Origin of the sequence: Pseudomonas sp. 51_B (assembly GCF_017491595.1) — a bacterium.
GTDB classification, from domain to species: Bacteria; Pseudomonadota; Gammaproteobacteria; order Pseudomonadales; family Pseudomonadaceae; genus Aquipseudomonas; species Aquipseudomonas promysalinigenes.
Genome location: NZ_JAFGYW010000333.1, coordinates 1 through 463 on the forward strand (window position 1 = coordinate 1; position 463 = coordinate 463).

General features: G+C 60.0%; 1 protein-coding gene and 1 pseudogene. Both read right to left on the reverse strand.

Features of this window, described 5'->3' with window-relative positions:
* A pseudogene (locus J5M56_RS25090) lies at nucleotides 1-106 on the reverse strand (ABC transporter permease); the annotation flags it as partial.
* A gap of 62 nt (nucleotides 107-168) precedes the next feature.
* A partial coding sequence (locus J5M56_RS25095) for a transporter substrate-binding domain-containing protein (RefSeq protein WP_207938072.1) occupies nucleotides 169-463 on the reverse strand: 295 nt, incomplete at its 5' end.

A 463-nucleotide genomic window follows, 5' to 3' on the forward strand; every position in this document is an offset into this window, starting at 1 on the left:
GGCCCAGGCACAGGGCGGTGAGGGCCAGTTGGACGGTCATCAGCGCGCCAGCGGCGAGCGCCGGGCCGAATCCGTAGAGGTCGATAATCATGGGTTTCTGTTCAATTTGCGGCAGGCAAAGTCGGGAGCCGGTGCCGCTTGATCACGGCGCCGGTCCCACAGGTCAGATCAATAGATGCTGAACGGGAAGTACTTGTCGTTGATTTTCTTGTAGGTACCGTCAGCGACGAGTTCCTTGAGGGCGGCGTTCAGCTTGTTGCGCAGCTCGTTGTCACCCTTGCGCACGGCGATGCCGATCTTGTCGCTTTCCACCACCGGGTCGCCCTTGAACTCGTAGTCCTTGCCGGCGTCGCTTTTCAGCCAGTCATAGTTGGCGTACTTGTCGGCAAGGATCGCGTCGACACGACCGGAGGTCAGGTCGAGGTAGGCGTTTTCCTGGGTGTCGTAGAGGCTGACCTTGATG